The sequence below is a fragment of the Candidatus Accumulibacter phosphatis genome (assembly GCF_012939955.1).
Lineage (GTDB): Bacteria > Pseudomonadota > Gammaproteobacteria > Burkholderiales > Rhodocyclaceae > Accumulibacter > Accumulibacter delftensis.
The window spans coordinates 182951-208208 of sequence record NZ_SPMY01000019.1; the positions used below are offsets into that span (position 1 = coordinate 182951).

The window sequence follows — 25258 nt, forward strand, 5'->3', positions numbered from 1 at the left end:
CCCGCACATCACGTAGGTCGAGCGCTTCAACTTCGTTGCCTTGAAAGAATTATCACCGCAACGCTGACGCCGCTCTTCGCAAACCCTGTGGCACACTCGCCAAAGCCGCAGCAATAGGCGCAACATTGCGCTCCCAGCTCAGCATCTCCAGAGCGCCACACTCGGGCAGTGACGTAGCACAAGCGGTGGCGAACAAGACCTCGACCAGCTTTTCCGCCAGCGAATCCACCTGCCCCTTCTCGAAATAAGTGAAATTTTGGGACAGCTCCGCCAGATCGGCCAGAGGAGCAACATTCGACATCAACACTCGCTTTCCCCGTGCCACGGCCTCCAGTGGTTTCACCGGGGAAACCATTTCGCACACCGCAAACGGGCGACGCGGAATCACCACCAAGTCCAGCAGCGCGTAGTAATCGGACGCTTCGTCAGGGCCCACTCGACCGGGAAGAAACACGAATTCAGTAATGCCTAGCCGTTGCGCCAACGCGCGATAGGCCACACTGGCGGAACATTCGCGCACAGCGTCTGCGCCGACACCCATTGATGCCGACGATCCAACAAGCAGTAGCGAGACATCCACACCGCGTCGCCGGACAACTGCCGTCGCCTCGATCAAATCCTCCAAGCCTTCGTAGACATTGAAGGAACCAACATACCCCACCACGAAACGCGTTGTAATACCCACATCACCTTTCCCAAGGGGTGCTGGTCGCGACCGTGCAGGAAAATCAGAAAAACCATTGGGCACGAGATCCACTTGATCGCGCGCGACACCCCGCCGTACCAACTCGTCGCGCATGAAGCGGTTGATCGTAAATACGCGTTCCGCCGCCTGCGCCACGGCGGTTTCGCGCTCGACCACCTGCCGGTACTCGCTGGTATTCTCCCAATCCGGCTCGCGCGAAACACGCGAAATTTCCCAAAATCCGCGCACCTCATAAAAGAACGGCAGCCCAAGTGTCCTGGCTGCGAGCGCCACCGGCAACGCGTTTTCCCAATTCGACGCCGCCAATACCGCGCTGGGCTTGAACACACGCAGCAACTCGCTCACTGAATCCACCGCCCGAGCCAGATACATTGCCGGAGGGAGGCCGTGCCGGCTTGGCCTGCGGCTATGAACATAACGGACACCCTCAACCCGATGCGAGCTAGCGTAATCAGAACTGCCGAACCCTGGTTGATCCCACGGAACACCAGGCCGCGTCGCCGCGATCACCGAAACCCCTTCGCGAACCAGGGCCCTGGCTATACCATGTGTGCGTACCGCATAACCGTTGGACGAGAACGGAAACGAATGGTTTACGGCATAAAGCAATCTCCCGGGCATGCGATATCCAGAAGAGAGAGCCACTCTTGATGGACAGAGGTCGCTTAAACGATGCAGCAAGTCATCCATAAGTTCACCGAAAATCGTACCTACAGAGCGGCACATTGCTCACGAAAACAGAGATTTCCATACGGAACCGTAGGGAAGCGTTGATCAATTAGCTGTCGATGCGTTTCCCAGCCGCGCGGCAGCGGATTTCTTTGCATCCCGCTGCAATTTTGGTCAAACTGCTCAAAATTTCGCAGTTTTTGACCATTTTCGGCCACTTCCCGGGCCTTTCGTCCTATTCAGGACGCAACTTGTCTGTTGAGCGCCAATAGTTTTCGCTTCGTAATCCTCAGATTGGCCAGGGCGAACAGCGTGTGCAGTTGTGCCGCGTTTGTTCCAGCCCCTTGTAGCGCACCTTCTTGTAGTGGAAGAGGTTCTTCACGATGTGGAAAGGGTGCTCGACTTTGGATCGGATACTGGCTTTCAGCGATTCCAGCTTGCGCAGCAACCGACCAAACCCGCTCTCTTCCGAGACGGCTTTGAGCTTGCGCGCTTCATGGCGATCTGCCAGTTGACGTCCCGGTCCTTGAGCTCTTCCCGCTTGTCGGCGCCGATATAGCCCGCATGCAGGAAGACGTCCTTCTCTTCCCCGTGCAGCAGATGCTCGGTCTGCGTAACGTTCGGCTCGTTCGCCGCCGTTCCGACGACGGTGTACACCAAGCACGATCTAGGCATCGACGCCAATGTGGGCCTTCATGCCGAAGTGCCACCGTTTGCCTTTTTTTTGGTCTGGTGCATGTCCGGGTCACGGGCGTTGGCTTCGTTCTTGACCGACGACGGTGCGGCGATAACATGCGGCTCCAGCAGGTGGCGGAACTGCAGCACGGTGGTCGCATCCGGTGCGACCTCTCTGCACAGGTCGATTCCGACAAACGCCCGTAGTGCCTGACTGTCGGTGATGGCGTCGTCGACGCCTTCATCCGATAGACCATTCCACCGGTGAACGACGTACACCCGCAGCGTCGGCTCCAGTCCTACCTGCGGTCGGCCTCGCCTGCCCTTCGGGTAGTGCGGCTCGACTACCGCGAATAATTCTGCCCGCGGCATGATTGGCTCCATCTCGGCAAGAACCTCCTCGCGTCGCGTCCGTCGCTTCTTACGTTGAAACTCGGCCTGTGAAAAACTCATCTGCTTCATCGGAGGGTGGTTCGCGTAAACGTGAGAGGCGAATTATATCATAGGTATATGTGGTGATTAAATCAGCGTTTCCTTAACAAAAAATGACAGCAATAAACTACCAACCGGGCCTCTCTTGATCAGATCAACCCTGTCATGCCAAAACTCACGCGAAAAAGAAAAATCAGAAGACTCAAGATCGCTAAAAAGTGTTAATGCGGAGAGTCACACTATCGGAACCAAATTCAACGGTTGTATCGGTTCCGAATTGATTTATCTGCAGTTGCTCAACAGCTGTCACCCCCTGCACCCCTCAGGTCAATTGCATCCAACCCATCCTCCCAGTCGACTATAATATCATGGCCAGATCCCGTAAAAAAAAAACGAAAGTGTCATTTCCGGCATTGCCAAAAGCGATATCATCTCCCCCCCCCCGGAAATTATCGTGTCATCGCCTTCTCCACCGACTAAAATATCATTTCCACCCTGGCCGTCGACCAGATCGTTTCCTGCAGAACCGTAAAGTGTATTGAAAAAAGTCGTCGCCAATCACGACATCGTCAGACTTGGTCGCGTACACGCTCTCGACTGAAACTAAAAACGTCTGAGTTCACACTTGACTGTGCGCGGGAAACACGCAAATCAACAAATATATTGCTTTTTTAACCAGTCGTAGAAAATTATATCAGTACCGTTACCACCATCAACATAGTTTACTCCCGATCCGGCACTGAACGAATCATTGCCATTTTCTCCAAACAATACATCATCGCCAGCTCTGCCGAAAAACCTATCATGGCCATCGCCACCGATTAAGGTATCGTTTCCACCGTGACCGTCGAGTAGGTCGTTGCCTGCCGCAGCATAGAATGCATTGGCATAATCGTCGCCAATCAGAGAATCGTCAAGGCTAGTTGCATACACCTTCTCAACGGAGACTAATGTATCCGAGATCTCCCCTGACTGTGCGTGGGAAACACGCAAGTCAACGGAAAGCATTTCTTTGGACCAATTGTAGTAAACTATATCAATGCCTGCACCACCATCGACATAGTTGACTCCCGACCCTGGATTGAAGGCATCGTCGCCATTTTCCCCGAATAGACGATCATTTCCGCTCCGCCCGTATAGCCTGTCATTACCATCGCCACCCACTAAAGTGTCATTACCGCTTTTACCGTCGAGCAGATCGTTGCCTGCAGAACCGTAGAAAGTGTTAAATGAATCATCTCCAATCAGGACATCGTCAAACCTAGTTGCATAAACCTCCTCAATAGAAACTAACGTGTCTGAGTTAAAGCCAGATTGAGCAGTTAACGCCCCTAAGTCAACCGACACTCGTTCCTTCAGCCAATCGTAGAATATTATGTCAGTACCTTCGCCACCATCCACATAGTTTACGCCCGCACCGGCATTAAAGGCATCATTTCCCTCTTCACCAAGCAAGCGGTCGTGCCCACTGCGACCGAATAGCCTGTCGTCACCGGCACCCCCGTCAATCCAATCGGCACCCCTCCCCCCTTGCCAGCGCTTCGCCGTTCTCCGTGCCAACAACTGTCAAGTCGTCAACACTGATCAATGGCTTATTAACCATAACTTCCCCAGCGCCACAAATTTCAACAATCCATCGGTTGTCGATATCGGCGACGTACACCTTCTTCAGTTGATTTTCCTGAGGGGCATTCAAGAAAAACCCTGATGGTACGCTATTTTGTGCGTAAATTGTCGATAAAAAATGTGACATCCTTCGCAGTAGCCGTTATTGTTAGCGCAGGGGCTGCTCTCATAGAGAGAGTTGCTTCAGTTACCCACCCTTGTGGCTTGTCGCCCGACACGCCTGAAACAATGGACATCGAAGTCTCTGTATCGGATAAAGTCCGAATCGACAAGCCGATTTCTGCAATTGAGGCGAACGCAAAAACGATTTAGCGTTACCGCGGCATCTGGGTCGAGATGAAAGATAAGATCATAGGTGTGCTGCCGATTAGCGCTAATTGTATCGAATACGATAACAAACTCGTCTTTGAGATGAATCAGCGTACGGGCGTGGGTTGCGTCAGGTATATTCTGATGCGATGCGGTAACAAATGACGCATACTCACTATCACCTGAACCAAGCAGCGTTGAGCCTAGGTCAACAAAGTCTTGATCATCGGCAATTATTACATTGTGGGCGCGCGAGGCTTGAAAATAGTTCTTACTCCAGGCGCTTCCATATGAATATGGTCCACCGGAATCAACAATCATATTCTCACCATATGCATGGAATACAAAAATTTAACGCATCAGCGTGCCCATGAGCTTCTCGAGGACCAGAAAAAATCGAAAATAACACGAGCATCATTCGCCGGCGCAACACCACCAAAACCGTAATTCGGGCGAAAGATTGCGTACCCGGCCGCAGGGTAGACAAGCAAGTCAGGCGGAAGCTCGCCGGCAGCGCCATTTGTGATCACAAACTGCGCGTATGGTGTTGTAGTCTTAGGCGTGTAACGAAAGTTCGCAGATTGGAAAAGCATGCCGAATGGCGTGTCGCCTATAGCCGGTATAGCCCCATCCCCGAACCGAAAGAGTGCGGCGACTTCCAACCCACTCTCAATACGCTTTTGGTAGGCGTCAATACCGGAATGCCCCGTCTGCAGCACATAGTTTTGCGCATCATCAAACAATCGCAGCATATAGTAGTGATAACCAAACGATTGCTCGACGCTGAAGCCTTCGGTCTCAAAAATCATGTCATCGAACAATTGGTTTAACCGTGCCAAAGCGCCAACGTTCCATGCTTCGGCACCATATTCATCCGCAAATGCTAAGCTGGCATCAAAAACAGCCATCGCATCCATAAACCCATGGTTATTCGCTTGAAGGGCTGGGTGTTCATATAAGGAAACAAGGTAATCGACATGCTCGACAGCATACCCCCCGCAGTTCTGCATCTTCAGCGGGCGACAAAAACGTCTTTCAGAAATTTGTTATAAAAGTAGCCAATTTGAGCAAGTCGAAAAGCGGTAGGGTGATCATACCAGACAAACGGATTCGTACCTTCAGCTGTCGTCGGATTGGCGCGCAAAAAAATCAAAGAGCAGGATTTTCAGCTCCGACAGTGAGTCGACATTCCCATTCTCTACGCCATCATAGAGAAGAGCGTTCATCCACCCAAGCGAGTTATAGTAGATCATCCACGTATTGATACCAAATGGATTCTCACGCCAAGTAGGCGAAGTTGGAAGCGCCCATACCGGTGCACCTTTGTATAATTCAATTTCCCTAGACGTGATAAAAGTTTTTTGCTGAAGCTTGATTGTAAAATCTGTATTTTTCCGGGGCCCATAAAGTTTCAGGTTCAATCAAGGCTGACATTTAAATTCCTCTCTTATGGAATAATAGGAAATCGAACGACACCAACGAATGTATATGCATTGTGCGCCCAACGTTGTCCGGTTTAAATCAGCGTTGCCCTAGTGCGGACCCGCCCACCGTGAGGCGCATACCCATCCTGAGTAGCCTGTCGTCTCAAGCGTGTGCGGGCACAAGCTCGAAGAGAAAGTAAAAGAGCCCAAGATTTGTTGGCAACGGCATCGGGCGCGAAACACAACTCCAGTTCGGAAGTGTTCGCTTGACGAGTTCCTGATAGTCCCAAGAATACGAATACGGAGTGGTCTCGATATCACGAGACAACGCCCGGTTGTAATTGCGTACCACTTTTCCTTCATCTCCAAGCCACGGCTCAAGCAAATACACGGCTATTCGGGAGATGCGCGCCAATTCCTTCAACGCGACTTCAGGATGAGGCAAGTGATCTAACACAGAAACCGTAAATGCAACATCAAAGGCCCCATCTGCCAGCTCCTTCAGCGAAGACTCGTCGCTAACTTGCACGTTCAGCCCGAACCCCTTGGCCACCGCGACGGCCGCGCGATTAACGTCAACGCCGGCCAATAGTGTGTTGGGCATCCTGTCGCGCATCGCGAGCAGGTTCTTTCCAGCGTTGCAACCGAACTCAAAAACGCTCTTCGGTGAATGCCGGGCAAGCTCTTTTGCCAAGGCCTCCGACCACTCTTGACGCTTGGTGTAGGTCGCATGAGAGGCGGCGTCCAGCGACGACCAATACGCTTTTGCATCATCGGCTTCCGACTCCGGAAAAGTTGCTGCTGGCCGGATTTCATGAGCGCCCGGCTCGGCTCCAACGCAATGTACCTGAATTGCCTCTTCAGACACCGAGATCACCGGCCTAGGCGGCACCGGCGCACGAGCTGTCCTAATATTGCCAAGAGAGTCACGGATGAAGGCTATGACATCCAGCCGGTCGCCTCCGCCCGCATGCGAAAAACACGCGCAGGGCTCGTTCGAATACCAGCGAGCGTCTACTCGCTGACCGTCAACCAGCAAATAAAAAGCGGATTCCGGGGCGTATCCGCCTTTCGAAGCGCCGAGCTCGCACCGCGCCAATACCTGTCCGTCGCGCCACTCTGCTAACGCGGTCAGAAAAGGGGCGCCATCCACATCGAACCAGACAAGCGGCTCCTCCACGCCTTCCTTGTCGTCCAATAGGACGGCGACTTGACTGGCCGAGTTACCGCCAGCAAGCGCAGCAAGAATTTTCTCCAGCATCGCCTTGGGCGGTACCGCGTGACCCGTACCCCATTTCCCGAACCAGCAAGCCATTTCTCCCTGCTTTTGCCGGAACGAATGGGCTGACAACCGTTCCCAGGTTGCAGTTCGCAGGTACGGCCCGGCATGCTTGAGGAGGTGCCAGTCGCCGCGGTTCTGTAGGTAGAGCAGTTCCCCTATTCCTGCCTTCTCCCGTCCGGTGAGATCATGGTCGATTCCCGATTCAGCGAGAATTGCCTGAATCGAAAACCGCTGAACCTCGTCCGACGCGTCGCCATTGAGCCCATTTTCATCGGCGGAACGCGGAAAGGCCGCCCTAAGATAGCTTGCAACTGCGGACGCGCCATATTCGCCAATCGACGTTTGAGGGTTCCACACCAGGCCGGTCGCTCGCAAGCGCAGACGTGGCAGTACCGACAGCACGGCGAAACCGCCGCCGCTGCCGCCAATTAGCAAGGGCTTGCAGCTAAACGTTTCGGAGAAGTGATCGACGATCTCGGCAATCAGGTCAGGCAGATTCGGCAAATGGTCATTGCCCGCATACCACGCCAGCGACACGTCGCCGCTCCGTGCCATGGTTGGGTCGGATACGGCCAGAAGAGGCAGCTTTAGCGCTTCCGACAAGCCAAGCCCTGAAAAAAAAGGAGCACGCTGATCATTCCGATTAGATACGGCACCGCTGAACGGAACCAGCAGCGGCTGCCCTCCCCGCCCTGCACGGAGTATTTCGCTGCCTTGAATCATCAGATCAATCGATTCAACCCCGATAAGTATGCGGTAGATGCCATCGCGCGGGAAACCCGTCTCCAGCGCCACATCCAAACTTGGGTAGGTGAATACGGGCTTGTGCCATCGATCGTAGTCACACAAGCGAACGGTAGGCGAAGATGGCAGTGTTGCGTCTTCACACAATTCTGCTCCATGCGACTTTTGTAGATTTTTCAGACTGGTCAGCATATCCAGGGCAACAAGATAATAGTCCTCTATGTAGTGAAATGGGCTGATACCCCAGCGGTGATTCACCGCCCCTCTCATCAATTCTATTGGAAACTGCATGAACTGCTCAGCGCCAAAATCGCGACTCATGCGCCGGTACATCTTGTCTAGCAGGCAATTGGCATTGGCAATCCGTGACTCGCTGAACATTGCGCCAAATGCCTCGCCAGTAGCGGTCTCCCTACTCCAATAAACCTTGTTGACGCATACTTTTTTTTAACACTCCTGTGCCCCGAAACTTCTCAACGAGAAAACTCCACCCCGCCTCCCACAAGGCAAAAAACTCACCGCTGCCCGACCGTACTATCGATCCCCGCCCGGCCGAGCAGTCGAACTCGGTGCCCAGGAACTCGTTGGAAATCGTGCATCCGGTTCCGTCTTTGGTGACATACAGATCGAAGCGCTCATCAATAAGATCTATCCGTTAAAACGTCAAAAGACCAATTGTCGATTTCGGCCAAAAATAGTTTCTTGATGTCCTGCGTGACCATCCGGCGCTGAAATGTTGACTTTATTTTTTTTGAGATGCACCTCTTCATCCAAAGGCTGTAGTGCGAGTGACGCCAACGAGCTACGCGCGTAATAAGCGAAAAAGTTCGAATTCACCATGCACGCCACCATGGTTAAAGATGTCACGCGAAACACAGCTGCCTAGGATTAGCACCTTGAGTTTGGACGGTATCGCCACTTGGGTTCAGTGTTTCTGAAAGTAGCGACCAACCGAAAGCATCGGCACGCCATCGAGGTTGTCAGGCGTGTATTCGACAAAGACAAGCGCAATGGTATTGCCGTCCCTTTGTACCGGCAGCATCAGCTTGTTGTGTCCAAACTCGTCAAAACACCCGTTTCCGTTGAAATCGTGGCCGTATTCATGGAGTACGTACCTGAGGCCTTCACCGCGCATAGGAAGTATTGCTAGACTGTTGTGAACCCAAATCGGAAAACGCATCCGCTTGAGTACGTCCGGATGCCCAGGTTGCGAGTAGGAGGCAACGTCGGCCCGATCTGAATAGCGACGGAACTTGCGAACATCTATACTTGTAGCCGTGTGCTTCCACTCTGCCGACACGCCTGCGAGCGTGTCCTTATGGTCGATTTCTCCGCTAAAAAATCCACCAAGCTGTTCGATCCCGGTAAGCTCGGACGCCGACCCCGAACCTTGGTAGGCATACCCGACAGCCTGTTCAAGAGAACCACCGGTGCGCAAGTTTTTTTACGCCTGCCAGAAAATAGGAACCTTTTGTCGAATGATCCTGAGTCCACGAATACGTGTAAGTTCCAATTGTCAACGTCAGAGCCTTATCTCCTTGCTCTACGGTCACTTGGTTGGTCACGGAAGCAACGCCTTCAACTGTTGTCAGATATTCATCATTGCAGTTCAAACGCGGATACGGAGCAACCATTTGGTGACGGAGCCCAATTGGTCGGCGCGAATAGTTTTCCTTTCCAGAAAAGCTCTCCACGGACGCGCACCAATCGCTCTGGCATCGATAAATAACCCCTAGCTGCACCTCGTTTTCTGGCTGACCAGCGATCGTACGCCACCCGACCGCAAACGAAAAAGCCTTGGTATCGGGCTCTAATGCGGCCGCACGAAACGAAATCGTCAAAAAACAGATTGCCACAACAAGAGCAAGGACGGTCTTCACTTGGCGTCCTACTTCAGCGAAAAAAGCTTGAGTTCAACGCCAATCAACTCGCTTGTAGCGCTTTGCCTCCTGACGCGCAGGCTGGCTTCCCTGGAGAGGCGGAGGAACTCCGCGGGCTCCGAATACAGGCGAGAAATCGCCGCCGCCATTGCTCGCCAGTCTTCCCCGGGGACGGCAAAGCCACACGTCGCATCGACAAATTCCGGAATCGCTGTTACGTGGTTGGTTATCGGAACCAACCCAGACGCCATCGCCTCATCGCGAGACACTCCCTGTGAATCCATCCGCGTTGGGCAGAGAAAGACTCCGTACGTCTGGTGCAGCTCGGCAATTTCCCGCTGTGAAAGAAAACGTCGCTCGATGTACACGTTCTTGAAGTGCCGCAGCGGCTCAAGAATCTCGTCGAATAGCGGTCCATCGCCGATCATATGAAATTCCAGGTCGTTGAAAAACGGCTGCCTGGAAAGTTCGACGATCGTCTTGACACTGAGGTCGTTGGCATACTTTGCCGAGGCGTAGGGACGAATCGACAGGATCTTCTTACGCTGCTCCACCGGTTTTGAATGGTAGGCAAAGAGATCGGTATCGATCGGGTTGTGTATGATTGAATAACTTGTTTCCGGCAAACGGAAACCGAGGTCTTCCATAACCTCCTCGGCAAAATACCGTGAGACGAAAATGAGCTGGAAATTCCTTGGCAACGGTTGCAACAAGTTGCGCCAAAAGTGCATTCGCTTGCCGCTTTCCGCCTTTGCCGCTTCGCGCTCCCTTTCGTTCTTGAAGTTGTAGTCGCGACGGTGCCATGGCTGTATTTCGGCGCCATGCACCCAGACGAACACCTTCACACGGTCTAGGTACTGCTGCAGAACCTGCCACATCGACTCGTTGAGGAAATGCACCAGCACACTCTTGTACGGCCCGTGCGTCAGCATCTTGTGCAGTGCTTCCTGCGACCCGGTGGTAACATCAACGTCATGAAACTCGTGGTAGCAGAGCGCCTTGGCCGGCTGCAGGCGAAAGACGTCGACCTTCACCCCACGCGCGCGATAGGCGGCCACCCGGCTATGGACGAAGCCGTTGCGGTAGAGGGCGTCGTACGAAGGGTAATGATTGGTCAGCACTAATGTCTGGCTACGGCACAGCAATTGAGCCGGTTCCAAATTGCAGTGTCCCCATAACAAGGATCGGACTGTCGCCGCCCCCGGTCCCAGAACTCGCCAAGCCAGCCGTAGAAACCTCGCACCGTCAGGTTTGTCTAAAACATGGTTGCGATTCGCCGTATGAATCACATGGCTAATCTTCTGTTTTTTTTGCGTCCAAAAAATTGCAGCATATATTGAACGTCGAGTCCTGGAGTCAAGTCCAGATAGGTTTGAATTTCCCCAACCGCCGGGACATCGGACAGAGCAATGTCGCTTTTTGCATAAAAAATATTGATGCTTGCCTTCCTGGAGCCTTGATTCGATACGCAACTCGCCAAACATGGACACGAAGGAGACCTCCGAGCTGCAAACATTGCCGAAGATCTCCATAAGCTTTGGCGCTCGCCATTTTGGCAAGCTGCTTTGGTCAAGTGGTGTCGCCGGGATCCTTTCGGCCACTGAGACCAGTTCGTCAATGCTAATGCCGCTGTCGAATGGCAAGTCATCGACACGGGCCATCATTTGAGAAAGATCGCTCGTCCTACTGGCATCTTGACAATAGTTGAAAGGGTCAATCGCCAAGCCGGGATTATCCCAGAAATGTTCTTCCGCGTTCAGCAAAGCGCCGATTGTCTGATTTGGCGCCCACAGTGCGGTAGTGGTGAGACTTGACCGCTTGGCTAGACGGTCGCCAAAGTGATAGGCCGATCCCACTTCGGCACGGGCGACGCTATCGGATGACCATCGATAACGCTCCACCTTGCCAACCACTCGCCTGTCTGTGTACTGCGTGGCTATTACCAAATCAAGGAGGTAATTAGGTCCGTAGTAGTCATTCGCATCGAGAATGGCAAGGCATTCTCGGTTGCGGAGATGATCAGCAAGCAATACGTTGTTCGCCTCCGCATCGCTGAGCAATGCGATGTTTTCATCGGCAGGTAGTTGCCAACCTTGCCCTAACAAATTGGTTGAGGCAACCAGGGACAGTCGCTTATGCTCATGTCTCTGCCGTTGAAAGCTGGCGATAATATGCTCGCCTTCAGCCTTGGTGGAAGCGCGAGCGAGGCAGCAGACGACTGGCAAGAAATCACCGGGGCTGCGCATGAACGCTTTGCTTGCAACATAGGCTAAACGATGTCGATAAGTGTGCTCCAGCATGACTTTTCTGAGCCCGGCCAGTCGATATTTTTCTGCTGACTCACCTTCTAGTAGCGTCAACCGCTGTACGATTTCCTTGCCGCTATCGCTGGAGATAACCAGATCGCCGAACATCAGGCGCACACCACGCGAGAAATTGCTAACGGTGATGGTGTTCGACCCGAGCAGTTCATAAACCCGGCGTGCGAACATGGTTTGCGACTGCTTGATGGAATTAAGATTGATCGAGTACCGGTAGCCTTTGTAGGCCTTGTCGATCTCGTCGAAGGTCAGAGTGCCGACGATGTAGGGTTGGTATTCAGGCGGAAATTGGTAGTTGGTATCGGTTTTTCCGAAATTGCGGTCAAATATTTCGAGCGGACGGAACCTTGGGAACTCCGCAACGTAGTTTTCCAGATCGCGTGTGCGCTCAGGATAGCGCACGTAATAGGCACCGGCAAAGCAGAACGCGTCCTTGCGATTGTATAGTTCGATTGGATTGTGGATTTTTGGCTGGCAGGCGAAGGGCAGAAGATAAACGTTATCATGAGCGAGCATTGCCTTGTATCGAGCAATGCAGTCAATGTCGGTTGTGAAGACGATATCAAATTCTTTTGCGGTGGTCAGGAACGTTTCGAAGTGGACCGGATCTTCCTTGTTCCAAAAAATCCTCGGCACATGATGCATGCGACACCATTGCAGGACATCCTTCAGCTCATGACTCAAGCTGCCAATCTTGCGATTCCACAGCCCATCCTTGCCTTGCCACGCAGATTCGATGAAGAGTATATCTGGACGAAAAGACTCTAGCTCCTTCAGCGAATTTTCTGGAGATAGTTGGAACAGGTCGCATTCCGGCGCGTAGGAATGGAAGGTGAATTCATCCATAACACAGGCGACCTTGAGGCTTTCCAAGGATATCGTGTTTGTATCAAAGCATCCCAATGAAAGTCTAAGGTGCTTTTGGCATAAGTGAATGTTACTGCGGAAATGTTTCTCGCCCAGCAAAGCCCCTGCTTGGCGATACAAATCCACAGCCGCCGAATAGTTACCGCTGCGGTATTCAGCATACGCGCGCCGGACAATGGATTTTTCCTCCATGATTACCCCCCTAATGATGATTTCTATGCCAAAAATCAAAACATACCATCCATATTCGGTGTTTCTTGCGTTCCACTGCAGAATCGATAAACGTTCGATGCCTGACAACGACATATACCACGTCGGAATGGTGCAGAGTCCTTTACAGGGATGTCAGTAATCGACGTTTGTGGACTATCGGTCACAACTTCTAACGACATTACGATTTCCAGCGTTTTCGGTGCGAACTCCCACTATCCCCGTTCTCCTTCATGCTGCAGGTGAAATTTACCCAACCCGACGGATTGGGGCATGCCCATATACGTGACAATATCGATAATGGTGGCCCGGACACGGGATTCGGTAATTTGCCGCTCGGAGGTTCGGGAGAGCAGGCAGTCGCCCAGTTGCTTCAGCCAGCACATCATGTTCTCCGCAAAGCTGCATCGGTCGTAGCCGCTATCGCTCTTCCAGGCGGGGTTTCCCTTGGCGTCGATATTTTTGAGAATGGCGCCAGGGGAATGACCGTCTCCCCAGTAAAGAGCGCCGTCGCCCGACGGAATGGTCGCACGGGCGTCCCGGTCCGCAATGGCGATATGGCAGCCTTTCGGGTTGTAAGCGCCGGCAGACACTTGGGAGACTTCGCTTTCCACTTGGTCAAGCAGACACCCGGGAACACTTCGTCGTCTGCCCAATCAGTCGTCGTAACTTTAACGATCATTGCAGAGCGGGTAGCCACCCCGTATCATGAAACATATTGAGGCGCGGTATGCTCGCCGACCAAAGTTAGAGGCACCAGGGGTGGTGCTTGACAGAGGCATCAGAGTGGGTCCGCCCGGCTCTTTTCCTGGCATCGCGACGTCATTGTCGGCGATGCTTTTTTGCGTCCGAAGATGGCGTTGTTTCACATTAACACCGATGATGTTCTTGGTGGTCTTCTCGTTGACGGCCAAGTGGAGCTGGCACCAGGTGCTACGCTTGCCGACTCTGTGCGGACGTACGCTCCATTCGCCTTCGCCGAAAATCTTCATGCCGGGCGAGTGGGCCACGACATACGTCGGCTCTTGGCGTGATCGGCCCTGGATCGTCATCGAGATCTCATGAGAGGTCTGGATGGCCGTTTCCGAGTACTGCAGCCCGGGCTTGGCCCCGATTGAGCAGCGAACGGTCGTACGCCGGCCAGTTCGTTACCCGATAGCGCTGCTTTAGCTCAGCGTTGCCAGCCTCCGTACTTAGCTTCGCTGGCATCGCGCCGTCGGGGGAAAAGCAGCTTGGTCTCAGACATGGCGGCCGCCTGACCACCATCAATGACCAAATCATTATGGCGTGGGCACCAGGCCCAACCGAAAAGCATTGAGATACTTTTCACAGACTCAATCAGAAAAATGGGAGACCCAAACGGATGGCGGCCAGTATACGGTGCGAGGCTTTGCCGTCTCCGTACGGATTGATGGCCCGGGCCATGGCTTGGTAGGCATCGTCGACGTCCAGAAGGCGGAAGCTTTCCGAAATGATTCGATCGATGTCAGTACCGACCAGTTTGACCGTACCTGCCTCGAGCCCTTCGGGTCTTTCGGTGGTGTCACGCATCACCAGGACAGGTTTACCGAGCGATGGCGCTTCTTCCTGGACGCCCCCTGAATCGGTGATGATCAGACTAGCCCTGCTCATCAGGTAGACGAAGGGCAGATAATCCAATGGATCGAGGAGGTGTACGTTCCTAGCAGCGCCCAGGATGCGGCGCACCGGCTCTTGGACGCATGGATTGAGGTGTACCGGATAGACGATGTCGACGTCCGGACGGCGACTGAGCGCCTTCAAAGCCTGGCAGATGCGCTCGAAGCCATCTCCGAAGTTTTCCCGCCGATGGCCGGTGACAAGAATTAGGCGTTTGTCGGGAGAAAGGTAGTCAAACTGCCGCCGGAATTGTTCGTTCAGCGCCGGGGTGGACTGAATTTTTTCAATGACTTGTTGGAGGGCGTCGATAACTGTATTGCCGGTTACATGAATGCGGCTGTTGGCAATCCCTTCGCTGACCAAACATTGCCGAGCTCGCTCGGTGGGGGCAAAGTGCATGGCAGCAAGGCGGCCGACGAGGCTCCGGTTCATTTCTTCGGGCCAGGGAGCATAGATGTTACCCGTGCGCAATCCGGCTTCGACATGGCCAACCGGGATTTTTTCGTAATAAGCAGCCAGCGCCACTGCCATCGTCGTGGTGGTATCGCCGTGAACAAGCAGAAGATCGTAGCGAGTGCGCTTGAGAAGATCGCGCATGCCCAGCAGGATGTTGCTGGTGATATCAGTGAGGTCCTGGCCCGGTTTCATAATGTTCAGGTCATGCTCGGGGCGAATCTCGAACAGGTCTAGTACCTGGTCAAGCATTTGCCGGTGCTGGGCCGTCACGCAGACTTCGATTTGCACGTCCGGAGCTGACTTGAGAATGTTGACAACGGGTGCCATCTTGATGGCCTCGGGGCGCGTCCCAAAAACGGAAAGGATTCTCATTTCTACCTTAAGTGCGATGAATTGGCGACAGATAGCAGACAGGCGTCTTTTTCCAGTCTGGTCTCTGTTACTTCGAATCGAAGATTTGCAGCGGCAAACTCGCCTTGCCAGAGTTGCACGATTTCCTTCTCATCTTCGCGGATGTAGTCGTCGAGCAGCAGATCCACGCGAGCGCCCTTGAAATGGCCAAGAATAAGCGGGGCAGCAGGGTAACGGGCATGCTTACCAGTAGCGGACGGCGGGCCATCGACCAGGACCAGCAAACGCAGTTCGGTGGCGAGCTGGCGTTGAGCAAGCTTAGCGAGGATATCGTGGCAGTCGTAATAGGAATAGGCGTTGCCGTTGGCAGCAGCGTAGTCTTTAAGCGGTACCAGATGGAGCTGTACGGCTTCTGCCAAACCGGCTTGTTGGAGTTGATTCAGCGTCCTGCGGTAATAGTGCTCCAGGTGATCGAAGGAGACGACTTCGATGCTCCGTTTGCCTTGGCGGCGAAGGGACATCTTGGAGACAGCCTTGGCGATGATCACTGTGGAGATGCCTGAGCCAAATTCGAGAATCAGGTCATAGTCGTTGATTTCGAGCAACTCGATGAGATAAAGCGCGAAGTCGGGGCTGATCGGCCAGCTATGACGTTCGGTGTTGATGTTCGGAAGTTCGCCGGTGGCGAAGTAACTGTGTAAGCCAACCACAGCTTCGATTTGCTTGGCGGCATTGGCGACTTCTATTTTCAGGCTGGAGTCGAGGAACTTGCGAACTCTAATGAGGTCGTCGGCTTGTTTCTTGAGCTGAGCCGCCAAGTCGGTTTGTTGTTGCCTGAGCATGTGAGTAATGTCTTCAATGCCTTTGGCGACGGAGGGTAGTGTTGAAGCGTTAGCGACCACCACTTCCCCAGTCCCAACCTGTACGAGAGGGGGCCCACCGGGAAGGCCGAGTTGAGCAAACTGCTGCCGAGTTCTCGCCTCAACAAGCAGTCCAAATTCCGCGCCCGGGGTACCAACGGCAATGGCGCTCTCGAAATGCTGGAGGGCTTGCGACTGCCGGCCAACAACGGCTGCCGCACGCCCAAGGCTGTTATGAACCCCGGCGACCAAGATCTGGGTGAGAAGCTTCTTACTACAACCCCAGTCTTTGGCAAGTCGAATGAATTCCCGGGCAACCCCGGAGTTGTTGGCTTGCAGGTTACCGGCGGCAGCGAGGAGCGCAAGCTTGGCGCGGTCAGGGTGGTGCTGCAGGGCACCGCGTTCTATCTTGGTCAAACCGTCCCAGTCACCAAATTGCCACTGGATGCGGGCGCGTTCGAGTAGGTTTTCGTCGTAGGGAACAAGGGCTGATCTGGCTCAACGTCGACGATCTGCATCGGTATAGCTTGTACCTTCTTGGCCTTACGGCGCCTGCTGGCCGGTTTCTTGCTCACAACGCGGGCTCCCGCAAGAGCAAATCCTTGATCAAGTCGATTTGCGCTTCTGCCCTTACCAGTTCTTCATGCATTCGCTGCTGGCGGTGGATAATTTCAAGGTTGTCGCTTTCTTGCTGCTGCAACCGTTGCTGCGCGTCGTGGAGCCGTCCAGTCAACACCAACGTTTCCTTGTCCAGCTCCGCCTTCGCCAATTTCAACTGCTCGATCTGTTGCGCCTGTTGCTTCAGCGCTTCAAGCTGCGCCAGCCCCTCCGCAGCCAGCTTGGCCTGCTCGTCCCGAGCCTGGGTGAGCTGTTGAATCTGCACCTGCCGGTCGGCAGCGAGCTTTTCCTGGGCCGCTTTCGCCTGGTTGGCTTGCTCCAGTTGGGTTTTCTGCTCGGCGACTTGCTTGGTCGCTGTATCGCGTTCCTGCTGCAGCTTGTCGAGTTGAGCCTGACGCTCGCCAGCCAGCTTGGCCTGCTCGTCCCGAGCCTGGGTAAGCTGTTGAATCTGCACCTGCCGGTCGGCAGCGAGCTTTTCCTGGGCCGCTTTCGCCTGGTTGGCTTGCTCCAGTTGAGCATTCTGATCAGCGAGTTTCCCGGCCTGCTCATCGCACGCCTGGTCTAACTGCCTCAACTGCGCCTGTAGACCGGCGACCTGTTGCGCCAGCTCCAGGCTGCGGAGTTGCAGGATATTGCGTTGCAGTGTCCAGCACGGGCAATCGGGATCCTGGCTATCATCTTCAGACAATAAGTCGAAGCCATGGTCTTCCAACCAGCGTACTATCCGCGGCGCGGGCTCAGCCCCCTCGTAAAGGGGCTCGCGGCCACAACGTAGTTTCACCTGGCTAAACCGTTGTAGTTGTGTTCCGTCCCACAGCGCCTGCAGAACCGGCAGCTCTTCGCCAGGCAGGTCAATCACGAGCAGATTGTCCCCTCCCGCGTCCACCTGCAGCGGTTCAAGCAAGGTCCTCGCAGCAACGGCTTCAATCGGCACTTCCTCCAGGGGTTTCAGCCCCGGCAAAAGCTGCAACAGGCCGGTTGCCGGGTGAAGGCTGCCGGTTTCGGGCAGGCTGTACCGATGAAAAACAGCCGGCCCTGCGATGCCGGCAACGGCATTGCATAGCACCTGCACATTGGGCAGCTCGTCCGTCCGCACCCGCAAGGCTGCAGCGACTTGCGCGTCAGCCTCAACGAGGACTAGCCTTTTCGGCTGCAGGGACAGATAGGCATCGAGTTCGCTGCATTGGCCAGAGCCAAGATGCACAAGGGTATCAATTACCTGCTGCGTCTCCCACTCCTGTGCGGTCGATCCTTCTTCCACGGGCGTCATTAGTGCCTGGCTTTCTAACCGCATGCTTGCCTGCCTTCCGAAATGCCGAATTCGATGTAGTGGACGAGCGGATTAACGCCAGCTGCTGCGACGTCCGGATTCGATTGTAGATAGTACCTGGTGTCAAACATAGGAGAGGGATTGCGACCTTCGGCAGTGCCGAAGCGGAGGTAGTGCTCGGCTGGATCGATTCTGCCGGAGATCACATCCGGATATTCGGCGAGATACCACTCCTTGTCAAACAGCCCCGATCTATTGAGTACCTCAACCTGTCTGCGAAGCTTCTCTTTCTTTCTGTCTGGACGCCTGAACGGTCGGACAAGAGTACGGAGGAATTTTTGGTTTGTCCAAGCGGCGGCTTTCTTCTCGGGAGCTTTTAGTTGAAGCTCCCGTGCAAGCTCTGTTGATTCCTCCACTTCTGGGGATTTCTCATCGGGAACGGGGTTTTCACGCGTCAGAGTTTCCTGATACTTCAGGAAGTAGAATTCAAGCTCTTCCTGAACTTGGTGAAGTTGTTCGAGGAGCAACTCGTTCTCTTCCAGCGCTTCGCGCTTGCTCGCTTCAATCGTCTGATTGTTGACGTCCCCCTCTTGACGAGCCTTCTCGATCAACGCCATCCGGGCGAGCATCTGCTGCAACTCCGCGCCCGTCGCCGCTTGTGCCTGCTCAAGCTGTTGCTTCTCCAGGATACCTTCTCCAGTCTTTCCTGCACCTCGTGCAGTTGTATCGAGCAGCAGACCATTCTCTTCCAGCGCTTCCCGCTTGCTCGCTTCAAGCGTCTGATTGCTGATCTCCCCTTCTTGCCGAGCCTTCTCGATCAATGCCATCCGGGCGAGGATCTGCTGCAGCTCCACGCCCGTCGCCGCTTGTGCCTGCTCAAGTTGTTGCTTCTCCAGGAATACCTTCTCCAGTTCTTCCTGCACCTCGTGCAGTTGTATGAGCAGCAGACCATTCTCTTCCAGCGCTTCCCGCTTGCTCACTTGCAGCGATCGATTGCTGCCTTCCAGTTCTTCACCAGCCCGCTCCAACTTCAACGCGCGTGCTTTGAACTCCTCCAACTGCGCACCGGTCGCCGCATGAATTCCTTCGACCGTTTGCTTCTCCAACACCACGCGCTCAAATTCGCATTGCACCAAGTCTAATTTCGACCGAAGCTGATCACGATCTTGCCGCGTCTGAAGATAGCACTTGAGCAAGGCGTCGAGAGCGACCTCCGATGCTCGAGGCGGCAGGTCGCCTAATGGCTGCGCTCTGGCGTCCAACTCACTTTCCAGAGCACCTATGGACGGGTTGTCAGTTACTAAACGCCGCGCCAGGAAGCGCTCGGTTTCGCCGGACGAAGGCGGTTCCCGGCCTACCGATTCCGTTGCGACGTTCAGAGCAAGCCCGATTGTTCGCGTGGTTTCGGCTAGTGTGTGTGGGTTTTCGTTGGCGGACTCCGCACTCAGCAGGAGAGCGCGCTGACGATAACGACGCTGAAAGCGGATCAAATGACGTGTGTTGACTTCCCAGTCCTTAATAAACTGGAAGGGCTCAATGCCGCACATCAAAGCCTGCGCCAAGGCAGTTTCAGCTCGTGTAAAAAACAGCAGGAACTGCGCATCCGGATAGCGGGCAGCCCAGAAGTCGAGCAGCCACGGGCAGCGGTTGACTACTAGACGCTCGGAATCGGGGTCGTCGTCCGTTAGCAGCGACGCAAGCGCTTCCTGCATTGACATATCCGGTTGCAGGGCCTGCCGTAATTGCAGCGGATCTGCGACACTACTGGTCGCCAATAGTTGATCCTGCCACCCGGAAACGGCATCGTCGGCAGCCTCTAGTCCCGCGTCTGCCAAAGTGGGAACCACCATTTCCCAACCGGTGTAAGGACAACCTGTAGCAATTACCAGCTTCATGTCTATCTGATCCCGTTATTTGGAACAATGCCACATCGCACGACGACGACGGCCAAAGCAGCATCTCCCCTTTTCCGACTCTGGCTGTATAGCCGTCAACCGTTCTCCGAACAAGACACTCAACTCACACCGGCCTGGTGCCCATCGTAGTCAGTCCAACAGACTCAATCCTCCATCGGGAAAGCCCCCTGGTGTAGGACTGTATTCTTAACGAGACTTCCAGCACGTGCGAAATAGGGTGAAAAACCTTGTGCTTGCTGGAAATCGGCGATCCTGCCCTGCGTGAAACAGCACACTAGAAGTTATTCGCCACCCCCACAATGACGGCAATCCGGAACAAGGCCTCCACCACATCCCTGAATATCTGACGAGACTTCACGTCGATTTTCGGGAGCACCATGATCCGGTCGCCCGCGCGTACAGTCGGCGCACTGCCTCCAAAAAAGCCGCTCTTGGCCTCGTCAAAGCTGCCATCGCGGTGGGCAACGACCACTCTTGAGGCATCGGCATTCTGGGTGTAACCCCCCGCGTTCTGGATGTAGTCCGCAAGCGTCAGAGACGGATCGAAGGCGATGGTATTCGGAAAGATGACCTCGCCACCCACCAGCACCAAGCCATCCTTCGTCGGGACCCGGAGCCGGTCGCCATTCTCCAGCAACAGTTGGTCGCGATCAGCGGCCTGGGCTATGTACACCTGCCCGGACGGCTCGATCTTCTTGCCTCGTTCTACCCACTGAAGGAGAAGCTCTGCCTCTTCCTTGCGCAGTTGCGCTTCTTGATTGGTCCCCGAGCGCGCCGTCAAGGCCGCATTCTCCAGAAACAGGAGCGTCGTTTTCAGGGCCTCGCGCTGCCGCTCCTGGGCACTCAGGCGGAAGAGTTGCAGGTTCTCCGAGTCGGAGCGCTCGGAAAACTGGATCTGGCTTATGAGGGCGCCCAGCTTGGTGCCATAAGGAAGCACGTATTCGTGAACGCTTTCGTGCTCACCCTCGACCCGGACAGCGATGGTACCGGGTCTCTTGTCGGAGGTGAACTCCAGCCCGTCTCCATTTCGTAGAGAAACGATCCACGCGTCGGAAAGCGGAAAGTACTCGGTGTTCTTTACGGTCCCCGTATTGCGCACCACGCGCACGTGCGTAGCCAGTGGTGAGGGCTTGGCAAGCTCGATCAGTTCAGCGACGGTCAAGGTCGGCTTGCTGAATTCGAATTGCTTGGCATTTTCTGCCAGGCCGCTGACTTTCACGGTGTTCTGGCGGGCACCCACGAAAATGACGTCGCCATCAGAGAGCTGGATCAGTGGAATCCGCCCCTCGAGCAAGAAATCGTAGAGGCTGACCGAGGCGCGCGTCGCATTGCCGCGCTTGACTTGAACATTGAGGAAGGACCCGCGCTCGGGATCGATGCCACCTGCCTGGTCGATGAAGTGCAGCAGGCTGTCCATGCTGGTGCCACTGTACAGGCCGGGGCGGTTAACAAAGCCGCTGACGAAGATGCGTACCGGCTGAGCCGCAGCCAGGCTGGCATAGCTCGACACATTGGCACGAAAAACCTTGCTCGCGCCCGATGTAACGACGCGCTGCAAATCCTGATTGCGTACACCCAACACGTGTACCGGACCAACGTGCGGGATAAAGATGTTGCCCTTGGGATCAACGGTCAATGGCGCATCGAACTCGAAGGCACCCCACAAGCGGACCTGGATCTTGTCGCCGACAGCGACGGCGTAATCAGGATTGAACTGCGTGGCGCCTTCACGGGCAAAAGCACCGCTGAAAAGATTGGCGCCAAAGACGTCGCTACTGACATTCGAAGAATAGTCAAAAAACTGAGGCGACACCGTCCGGACATCAGGCACTACGGCGGCAGGGACAGCGGGCAGCTGTTGCGCCTTGGGCACTGGCGGTGTAACAGGCCGATTCTCGGCGGTGCCGATACCGAAGATGTCGGTATCGGCGGCGAAAGCTGCGGGGAAAGAAAGCCCAAGCAAGGCCAGCACGAGGACAAGCCATGCCAGAAATCTTACCCACGAGTCACGCGTTGATGCGACACGCTGAGCACGGGCCTGTACGGTGAGCATTTTCGTGGTCGTTAAGCTAGCAGGCAGCCGCATCATGAGTTTCAATCCTGGTGGTCGCGGATAATGGCGGCAAGCAACTGCAGTATGCCGGCCAGCACAAGCACGGAGAGAGCAAAAACGATTATGTTGTATGCTCTGCGCGGTTCGAGCGGATACTGCGGCAAGGTCGGGCTTTGCACGATGGAAACCTTCTTGAGGTTTCGTGCCGCATCGATACGCCCTTTTTCCAGTGCCGTCAGCGCTGTCTTGTATACGTCTTGGGCAAAGGCAGTCTGCATTTCAAGGCGCTGGTACTCTTCTACCGTCCGGTTGAGTGCGCCACCGCTTGGCGAGGTCAGTCGTCCTTTCTCGGTCCGCACCTGGCCTTTGATGGCGGCAATCTGCAGGTCGATCTGCGCAACATCCGGTGCTTTGGGACTCAAATAGCCGAGCATCGCTTCTCGGTTGGCTTCAAGCTGCGCAAGTTCGCCCTCCAGGCGAGCAACGATGCCACTAAGAGTTTCTGCCGCGGCCTGCGGAGAAATAAAGCCCTTGGCATTCTGGAAATCGACGAGTTCTCCTCTCGCCTTGAGCACGCGTTCGCCGATCTCAGCGACTTGTTTTTCGAGAAACTCGACCTGATCACGCGCCAGACGGTGGCCAATATCGTTCATGAAACGCTCGCCCTCCTCCACCAGCGCAAGGTCGATGGCCTGCGCCTTCTCAGGCGTGTAGGCCTGCACCTTGATTCGCAGTACACCCACCGCTTCGTCAACCTCGATACTTACACGCGACAGGTAATGCAAATAAAAGAACTCTTGCGAGGCGTCCTCAAACCACATGCGCGAGAGAGGATCGTGCTTCCAGTCGCTGTAATGCGCACGCAACTGAAGCTTGGCCTCCAGCTTCTCCATCATATCCACGGACAGCAGATGCTCGCGCATCAGCCTCAAGTCTTGATTATTTCTGGCGCCGGTGAACAGTGAAGCAATATTCCCGGCTTCGCCCGCAGCCATGTCGGTGCTATCGACGACCACGTCGGCCCGGGATACGTAGCGATCCGAGGCGATGATGCCCCAGTAGACAATTGCCATCAGGATCGCCACTAAAGCGACTCGCAAGGCGCGGCGGCGAACAAGATGGGGAGCCAAGCGTCCGTGCACACCGCCAAAGAACCGCGGCAAGGCACTCTGGCGGATACGGTCTAACATGCGCCGATACTCTCCTTGTAAGCCTTCAATGCATCCTCGATGTCGTCAAACCAATGCGCGCGGCCATTCTGTAACCAAATGCCGGCAGAGCAAAATTGTCGCAGCGTCCCTTCGCCGTGCGAAACCATGATCAAACCTGCGCGGTCGGCCATATTCTTGAACGCCGCTGCGGCCTTTGCTCTGAATGAAGCGTCTCCCGCAGCGGTCACTTCATCGGAAATATAGACGTCAAAGTCGAAAGCCAGCGAAAGGGCAAACTGCAGGCGGGATCTCATCCCGGATGAATAGGTCTTGACTGGTTGGTCAAAGGCATCGCCCAACTCGGAAAAGTCCATGACGTAGGCCAGTCGGTCGGGAATATCGACTTCGTGACCGTGAATTCGGGAGACGAACTTGGCGTTCTGCCGACCCGTCAGGGAACCTTGCAGGCCTCCACCAAAACCCATCGGCCAAGACACTCGACAATGGCGCCTGATGCTTCCACGGTTCGGCGTATCGACTCCGCCAATCAGGCGCAACAGCGTCGACTTGCCAGCACCATTGCGGCCGACCAAACCCACGCTGACGCGCGGTGGAATGGTAAAGGAAATACCCTGTAGCACCCACTTGCCTGGACCGTGATCCGTTTGGTAGCGCTTATGAACGTCTTCAACGACGATCATTGCATCAGCAGACGGCGAGCAAAGCGAACGTGCAGTGCCAAGCCAAAGAAGAACGAAACAAAGGCAAAGGCCGTGACATAGCCAAGGTCAAGGCCTGTGACGGCAGTGTAGCCAGGAGAGAAAGCAGCACGGGCCAACTCCAAACCTTGCATGATCGGGTTAAGCAATAGCCACTCGCGCACTTCAGGCGGCAACATCACAGGAGAAAACATCACCCCGGATACGAAATACAGAGGGAGAAAGCAAAGGCTCGCCACTTTACCAACTTCCGGAATCAAGGTACTTCCAACAGAGAGCACAAGCCCGAGTCCGGTGCCAAAAAGCCAGAAAAGTACGTAAACCAACATTACCGTCAGCGGATCGTAGGGAAGAACGTCGAAGCCAAGCAACGACATCCCTGCAAACATGATCAGCCCAACAAACAACTGAATAACCCCTTCCAGAAACGCGCGCACCAGCACCACATCCACCGGCTTGACCTGGCGATAGGCAAACAGCGCACGATTCGCCGAGATGGCAGCCATCGACCGCAGCGCCGCATTTCGGAAGAGGTTGTAGCCGAGGATAGCGATCGCCAGGAACAGTGCAAAATCCATACCCAGCGTAATTCCGTGGCGAATTGCCGACAGCACCACCAACAAAATGCTCAGGTGCGCCACCGGCTCCATCAGCAGCCAGACCCAAGCCGCCCGCCCTCCAGACACTCGACTGACTGCTTCGCGCAGAAAAATCGCGTTCCAGACGGACAGTGTAATCGAAGCTGACGACCGTATATTGTCCGTGGGCCTGGCGATAGTTGGCGCTCCTGTAGCTTCGATGTATCCCTCGTCCAAAAAACTTGGGGCTGCCGGCCCCAGTATTCTGACCCAGGCACCAACTGCATGTGCAAGCCCACCCTGGCCTAAACACTGCTAATCGTCCTCGCCAGCGCGCTGGCGCAAAGCCATCGCGGGTGAGCAAGCATCGAGCCGGCGCCGGCCGCCCACCGGGCATCGCTCAGCAGCCGGAAGGAGCCGCTCGAAGAGGATCGCATTTTAGCGATGCTGACGTTGGTGGTCAATTGAATCGGTACCGCAAGGGTCATTAACGATGTCCCCGT

20 protein-coding genes and 4 pseudogenes are annotated in these 25258 nt (G+C 54.8%); 1 reads left to right on the forward strand and 23 read right to left on the reverse strand.

The features are described 5' to 3' along the window. Positions 1-52 precede the first annotated feature (52 nt). The 17 genes and pseudogenes from E4Q23_RS07700 to E4Q23_RS07770 all read right to left on the reverse strand — a co-directional run bounded on the left by E4Q23_RS07700 (position 53) and on the right by E4Q23_RS07770 (position 16495). Positions 53-1432 (reverse strand): glycosyltransferase, encoded by a 1380-nt coding sequence (locus E4Q23_RS07700; RefSeq protein ID WP_336511630.1) that lies wholly within the window; start codon positions 1430-1432, stop codon positions 53-55. A 182-nt stretch (positions 1433-1614) separates the two neighbouring features. Continuing rightward, positions 1615-2512, reverse strand: a pseudogene (locus E4Q23_RS07705) (IS5 family transposase). 336 nt (positions 2513-2848) lie between these two features. Continuing rightward, the gene (locus E4Q23_RS07710) at positions 2849-3040 is read right to left on the reverse strand and encodes a hypothetical protein (RefSeq protein ID WP_169066085.1); all 192 of its coding nucleotides are present in this window, start codon (positions 3038-3040) and stop codon (positions 2849-2851) included. A 93-nt stretch (positions 3041-3133) separates the two neighbouring features. Beyond that, positions 3134-4045: a calcium-binding protein gene (locus tag E4Q23_RS07715; protein ID WP_336511631.1), complete on the reverse strand. Its 912-nt coding sequence runs from the start codon at positions 4043-4045 to the stop codon at positions 3134-3136. A 246-nt stretch (positions 4046-4291) separates the two neighbouring features. Next, on the reverse strand, positions 4292-4738 hold the full coding sequence (locus E4Q23_RS25145; protein ID WP_169066087.1) for a heparinase II/III domain-containing protein: 447 nt from the start codon (positions 4736-4738) through the stop codon (positions 4292-4294). A 38-nt stretch (positions 4739-4776) separates the two neighbouring features. Beyond that, positions 4777-5427: a heparinase II/III family protein gene (locus E4Q23_RS07725; protein WP_169066088.1), complete on the reverse strand. Its 651-nt coding sequence runs from the start codon at positions 5425-5427 to the stop codon at positions 4777-4779. Positions 5428-5535: 108 nt separating this feature from the next. Further along, on the reverse strand, positions 5536-5838 hold the full coding sequence (locus E4Q23_RS07730; RefSeq protein WP_169066089.1) for a hypothetical protein: 303 nt from the start codon (positions 5836-5838) through the stop codon (positions 5536-5538). Between the two features lie 166 nt (positions 5839-6004). Further along, on the reverse strand, positions 6005-8059 hold the full coding sequence (locus E4Q23_RS24800; protein WP_336511633.1) for a class I SAM-dependent methyltransferase: 2055 nt from the start codon (positions 8057-8059) through the stop codon (positions 6005-6007). A 42-nt stretch (positions 8060-8101) separates the two neighbouring features. After that, positions 8102-8296: pseudogene (locus E4Q23_RS24540) on the reverse strand (DUF6270 domain-containing protein); the annotation flags it as partial. Continuing rightward, positions 8280-8519, reverse strand: coding sequence for a DUF6270 domain-containing protein (locus E4Q23_RS25150; protein ID WP_423753327.1), 240 nt, complete (start codon positions 8517-8519; stop codon positions 8280-8282). The gene E4Q23_RS25150 and the pseudogene E4Q23_RS24540, both read right to left, overlap by 17 nt. 273 nt (positions 8520-8792) lie before the next feature. Beyond that, positions 8793-9305 carry a hypothetical protein gene (locus E4Q23_RS07740; RefSeq protein ID WP_169066091.1) on the reverse strand — a complete coding sequence of 171 codons (513 nt, stop codon included), beginning with the start codon at positions 9303-9305 and terminating at the stop codon, positions 8793-8795. Continuing rightward, on the reverse strand, positions 9283-9747 hold the full coding sequence (locus tag E4Q23_RS07745) for a hypothetical protein (protein WP_169066092.1): 465 nt from the start codon (positions 9745-9747) through the stop codon (positions 9283-9285). The genes E4Q23_RS07740 and E4Q23_RS07745 overlap by 23 nt, the downstream gene beginning before the upstream one ends. An 8-nt stretch (positions 9748-9755) precedes the next feature. Then, positions 9756-13235, reverse strand: a complete 3480-nt coding sequence (locus E4Q23_RS07750; protein WP_169066093.1) for a glycosyltransferase — start codon at positions 13233-13235, stop codon at positions 9756-9758. Positions 13236-13360: 125 nt separating this feature from the next. Further along, positions 13361-13821 (reverse strand): annotated as a pseudogene (locus tag E4Q23_RS07755) (IS5/IS1182 family transposase); the annotation flags it as partial. A 226-nt stretch (positions 13822-14047) separates the two neighbouring features. After that, positions 14048-14354: pseudogene (locus E4Q23_RS23695) on the reverse strand (hypothetical protein); the annotation flags it as partial. A gap of 129 nt (positions 14355-14483) precedes the next feature. Further along, positions 14484-15611: a non-hydrolyzing UDP-N-acetylglucosamine 2-epimerase gene (gene wecB / locus E4Q23_RS07765; protein WP_169066096.1), complete on the reverse strand. Its 1128-nt coding sequence runs from the start codon at positions 15609-15611 to the stop codon at positions 14484-14486. A 2-nt stretch (positions 15612-15613) separates the two neighbouring features. Then, the gene (locus E4Q23_RS07770) at positions 15614-16495 is read right to left on the reverse strand and encodes a class I SAM-dependent methyltransferase (protein WP_169066097.1); all 882 of its coding nucleotides are present in this window, start codon (positions 16493-16495) and stop codon (positions 15614-15616) included. Positions 16496-16543: 48 nt separating this feature from the next. On the opposite strand from E4Q23_RS07770, the gene E4Q23_RS07775 reads away from it, so the two are divergent. Further along, entirely contained in the window at positions 16544-16915 is a 372-nt protein-coding gene (locus tag E4Q23_RS07775; RefSeq protein WP_169066098.1) for a hypothetical protein, read from the forward strand. A 106-nt stretch (positions 16916-17021) separates the two neighbouring features. Here the strand turns inward: E4Q23_RS07775 and E4Q23_RS07780 are convergent, their stop codons facing one another. The 6 genes from E4Q23_RS07780 to E4Q23_RS07805 all read right to left on the reverse strand — a co-directional run bounded on the left by E4Q23_RS07780 (position 17022) and on the right by E4Q23_RS07805 (position 24992). Further along, positions 17022-18362: a hypothetical protein gene (locus E4Q23_RS07780; protein WP_169066099.1), complete on the reverse strand. Its 1341-nt coding sequence runs from the start codon at positions 18360-18362 to the stop codon at positions 17022-17024. Continuing rightward, positions 18353-20233: a hypothetical protein gene (locus E4Q23_RS07785; RefSeq protein WP_169066100.1), complete on the reverse strand. Its 1881-nt coding sequence runs from the start codon at positions 20231-20233 to the stop codon at positions 18353-18355. Before E4Q23_RS07785 ends, E4Q23_RS07780 begins: the two co-directional genes overlap by 10 nt. Before the next feature lie 295 nt (positions 20234-20528). Then, a complete protein-coding gene (locus E4Q23_RS07790; RefSeq protein ID WP_248595301.1) occupies positions 20529-22343 on the reverse strand; it encodes a polysaccharide biosynthesis/export family protein in 1815 nt (604 codons plus the stop codon). A gap of 5 nt (positions 22344-22348) precedes the next feature. Further along, entirely contained in the window at positions 22349-23497 is a 1149-nt protein-coding gene (locus E4Q23_RS07795) for a chain-length determining protein (RefSeq protein WP_248595302.1), read from the reverse strand. Next, entirely contained in the window at positions 23491-24159 is a 669-nt protein-coding gene (locus E4Q23_RS07800; RefSeq protein WP_169066101.1) for an ABC transporter ATP-binding protein, read from the reverse strand. Before E4Q23_RS07800 ends, E4Q23_RS07795 begins: the two co-directional genes overlap by 7 nt. Beyond that, complete coding sequence (locus E4Q23_RS07805) at positions 24156-24992, reverse strand: ABC transporter permease (RefSeq protein ID WP_211203675.1); 837 nt, start codon at positions 24990-24992, stop codon at positions 24156-24158. The genes E4Q23_RS07800 and E4Q23_RS07805 overlap by 4 nt, the downstream gene beginning before the upstream one ends. Positions 24993-25258: the final 266 nt, after the last annotated feature.

Bases quoted from the DNA above. Each gene is read 5' to 3' on its own strand.
- E4Q23_RS07785 (WP_169066100.1), bottom strand. From the start codon at position 20,233: ATGAAGCTGGTAATTGCTACAGGTTGTCCTTACACCGGTTGGGAAATG.
- E4Q23_RS07700 (WP_336511630.1), bottom strand. From the start codon at position 1,432: ATGTGCCGCTCTGTAGGTACGATTTTCGGTGAACTTATGGATGACTTG.
- E4Q23_RS24800 (WP_336511633.1), bottom strand. From the start codon at position 8,059: ATGCTGACCAGTCTGAAAAATCTACAAAAGTCGCATGGAGCAGAATTG.
- wecB (WP_169066096.1), bottom strand. From the start codon at position 15,611: ATGAGAATCCTTTCCGTTTTTGGGACGCGCCCCGAGGCCATCAAGATG.
- E4Q23_RS25145 (WP_169066087.1), bottom strand. From the start codon at position 4,738: ATGATTGTTGATTCCGGTGGACCATATTCATATGGAAGCGCCTGGAGT.
- E4Q23_RS07725 (WP_169066088.1), bottom strand. From the start codon at position 5,427: ATGCAGAACTGCGGGGGGTATGCTGTCGAGCATGTCGATTACCTTGTT.
- E4Q23_RS07800 (WP_169066101.1), bottom strand. From the start codon at position 24,159: ATGATCGTCGTTGAAGACGTTCATAAGCGCTACCAAACGGATCACGGT.
- E4Q23_RS07780 (WP_169066099.1), bottom strand. From the start codon at position 18,362: ATGCGGTTAGAAAGCCAGGCACTAATGACGCCCGTGGAAGAAGGATCG.
- E4Q23_RS07795 (WP_248595302.1), bottom strand. From the start codon at position 23,497: ATGTTAGACCGTATCCGCCAGAGTGCCTTGCCGCGGTTCTTTGGCGGT.
- E4Q23_RS07790 (WP_248595301.1), bottom strand. From the start codon at position 22,343: ATGATGCGGCTGCCTGCTAGCTTAACGACCACGAAAATGCTCACCGTA.